At 44.9% G+C, this 3480-nt stretch carries 3 protein-coding genes; 2 read left to right on the forward strand and 1 reads right to left on the reverse strand.

Annotated features, from left to right (window positions below):
* Positions 1-320 precede the first annotated feature (320 nt).
* Entirely contained in the window at positions 321-770 is a 450-nt protein-coding gene (locus PSE7429_RS22055) for an NAD(P)H-quinone oxidoreductase subunit N (protein WP_009629601.1), read from the forward strand.
* A gap of 37 nt (positions 771-807) precedes the next feature.
* On the opposite strand, the gene PSE7429_RS22060 is transcribed toward PSE7429_RS22055, so the two are convergent.
* Complete coding sequence (locus PSE7429_RS22060) at positions 808-2151, reverse strand: efflux RND transporter periplasmic adaptor subunit (protein WP_009629602.1); 1344 nt, start codon at positions 2149-2151, stop codon at positions 808-810.
* Positions 2152-2371: 220 nt separating this feature from the next.
* Between PSE7429_RS22060 and PSE7429_RS22065 the strand changes: the two genes are divergently transcribed.
* Complete coding sequence (locus PSE7429_RS22065; RefSeq protein ID WP_009629603.1) at positions 2372-3388, forward strand: adenylate/guanylate cyclase domain-containing protein; 1017 nt, start codon at positions 2372-2374, stop codon at positions 3386-3388.
* Positions 3389-3480 lie beyond the last annotated feature (92 nt).

Consider the following 3480-nt stretch of genomic DNA (forward strand, 5'->3'; position numbering starts at 1 on the left):
TGAAAACCAAACCCAGTAAGGGTTTTAAAATCACAAAATGGCGTAGCCATTTTGTGATTTTAAAACCCAAAAATCTGTAGCGCAAGCTGCGCTTGCGCTACAGATTTTTGGGTTTTAATTATGCCCAGCTATTTATATACTGCACCGTAAGGTTTTGAGATTCCCAAAATGGCAACGCCATTTTGGGAATTGGTATTACAGTTTTGGTTAATGTCTCAAGTTTTTGATGGATACGATAAATATGCTGTGAGTATGCGTTTGCTTTCTAGGTATAAAATACTGTTAGCTCAATAATTTAGCGTTCAGCATAGGATGTCAACATGCCATTGATTGCAACCGATAAAATTGTCAAAGACCTCGAAAAAGCAGGAGCTTTAGCAATGCGTGTTCCCCCTGAAGGTGGTTATGAAGGTCGCTACCAACTTCGTCTAAAGAATGCAGGTTATGAAATTCTCTTTATCACCGCAAGGGGTTTAGGTGATGTGAATAGTTACCTAACCGATGTTCATGGTGTGCGTCCCTCCCACTTGGGCAAAACCGAAATTCGCACCTATTTTATTCCCCCTGCCATTCAGTTTCGCCTCAATGCTTTACCTGCGAAGTCCAAAGGTTTAGTGGTGTGGTTGATCGAGGGTAAATATCTCTCTAAGGAAGAATTAGAAACTCTGAGCCAGATTCCCGATCGCGATCCGCGCGTCAAAATCGTGATTGAAACTGGCAGCGATCGCGAAGTCACTTGGCAACCTCTCAAGCAAGCAGTTGCCGCATAAAATTAAAAAGTAGGGGGCGCTAAGCGCCCCCTACTTTTTATTGAGGTTTAGGTTTGGTTTCGGGTAGCTTCACGAATACGCGATCGCCAACCTTTGCCCCACTCAGGATTTGAGTCTGGTTATCCACCGTCGTGCCAATAGTAACGGGACGGAATTGGGGCTTACCCTTCTCATCGGCAATCAATAGCCCTGTTTTGCCTTCTTGGGTAACGATTGCCACCGTCGGCACAACCAGCGCATTATCAATTTTTTGACCGATAAAGCGTAGATCGGCATTCATGCCCGATTGCAATTTATCCTTGCCAGTTTCTAGGGTGACACGGACTTGAAAAGAGGTAACATTTTGCTCAATAACCGCCTCAGGAGCGATCAGACGGACTTTACCCTTAAAAACTTCTGAAGAGAAGGCATCCGCAATAATTTCTACTTCTTGTCCGATCTTAATTTGTGAAATATCTACTTCAGGAACTTTCGCGATAATTTCTAAGCCATTAGCGATCGCCACAATCGAAGTAGAAGTCGATGAGTTAGTAGAGGATGCGCTTGTAGTTGGCGTGACAAAGGCTCCTGCATTGGCATATTTTTGAGTAATGATGCCCGTAAAGGGAGCGCGAATCACCGTATCCTCAATCTGCACTTCGATGGTGCGGATACCTGCGATCGCTTGGGCGAGTTGCGCCTCGGCTTGAGCAATATCTTCCGCACGACTGCCGTTGCGTGACGAATCTAAAAGCCGATTAGCTTCGAGAAGATTGGCTTGGGCCGTGAGTAAATCTGCCTGAGCGCTGCGATCGTCGGTTAAGACTTCATCAAAGCGATCGCTGGAAATTGCCCCTTCAGTTTGCAATCCCCGAAAGCGCGAAGTCTTCATGTTTGTTAAGGCTAGCCGCGATTTTGCTGCCTCCAAACGCCCCCTTGCCGATTCAGCACGAGCTTGAGCGGCGGCAATATCCTCAGGACGACTACCATTGCGTAATTTGACTAGATTGGCTTCACTAGCGGCGGCATTGGCTTGCGCCTGATAAAGCTGAGGAACTAGATTGCTACTGTCCATTCGGGCAATTACTTGTCCTCGATTGACCCTTGCCCCTTGCTCAACCAATAGCTCAACCAATTGCCCTGCTTGCTTCGGGCTGAGGTTTACAGTTTCAATGGGAACAACGGAACCACTAGACTTAATTTTGATCGACAAAGACTTAGACTCAACCAATTCGGTTTTATCATTGACTGTTGTCGAATTTTGGCTAAGCCCAGTCAGGGCACGAAAAGCGACAAAGCCACCACCTAGCAAAACAACGAGTAAAACTACAACTAGCCAAGGCTTTTTCCAAAGGGTTTTAAGCCGATTATTTTCTTGTTTTGGGGAAATAGTAGTTTGCATCGAGTTTAAATTTAACCGAAGCCGCAGGGCAGAAAATTATATTTGTGATAATAACCTATGATACATCGGTTAATTTCACATCACTCCCCAGAATCATTGCTCTGGCTTTTGGCTATATTCGCGAGCATCAAAAAAACGCTATATTAACTAAAGCCAAGACTCAAAGAGACGCAGAATATTTGTATACCTATAAATTCATATTTTGGGGGTTATTAACCTTGTGAGTCAGCCTGCCACAAATTGGGATGAGCAACCGCACATCGTACTTCACGGATCTCAAAGTACGATACAGATTCCTCTTGTGAATGCGTATTCTTGGACATTAGGAAGGGGATCGGAAAATGATATTCCTCTGTCTGACAAATGTGCATCACGCAACCACGCTATGTTCCAAATTGTTGGAGACAGTAACTATTTTCTCATCGATCTCGGCAGTCGCAATGGTTCCTTTGTAAATGGACGGCGTGTAACTATTCCTGTGAGCTTAAGGAGTGGCGATCGCATTACCCTAGGCGAAACAAATTTAGAATTTTATTGTCCTGAAATTACCACTGCGCCCGACAATGGAGCGGCTCAAACTGAAGAAACAACCGATGCTGTGGCGACTGCCATGTTGCACAAGCGTCAATTAATTACAGTTTTGGTAGTCGATATTCGTGACTTCACGAAACTTACTCAACAAATGGACGAGCATATTCTCTCGGAAGCGATCGGAACATGGTTCCGTCGCGCGGGTGAGATCATCGATCGCCATGGCAGTTGGGTTGATAAGTACATCGGTGATGCGGTGATGACTGTTTGGATCCATGAAGCGGCTAAAGGGTCGGATACCGTCACAACCCAAGATATGCTTAAGGTTTATCGCGCCCTCTACGAACTCTATGAAATGAGTAACGAACTCAATCGCCAGTTTGAATTTCCCTTTCAACTGCGCGTGGGAGCGGGAGTAAATACGGGCTACGCTATGGTCGGACAGATGGGAACTAGCGAACATCCAGACTACACAGCCCTTGGAGATACAGTTAATGCGGCTTTCCGCCTAGAGTCATCAACCAAGCAATTAGGGTTGGATGTCGCGATCGGCTCTACTACCTACAGCCATACGCCCTATGCTGCGGTTTTATTGTCTCTAAGACAATATTCCGTAGAACTAAAGGGATACACCACACCGACTATTACCTATGCGGGAACCTTTAACGAATTAGGAACCTATATCAAAAAACTGGATGCCGAATGAGATAATACAAAAACTAAAAATGGCTACGCCATTTTTAGTTTTTCAAACCCTTACTAGGTTTGGTGTTTAATTCACAAAATTGTTGTCACTAC

The sequence above is a fragment of the Pseudanabaena biceps PCC 7429 genome (genome assembly GCF_000332215.1).
In the GTDB taxonomy this organism is placed as follows: domain Bacteria; phylum Cyanobacteriota; class Cyanobacteriia; order Pseudanabaenales; family Pseudanabaenaceae; genus Pseudanabaena; species Pseudanabaena biceps.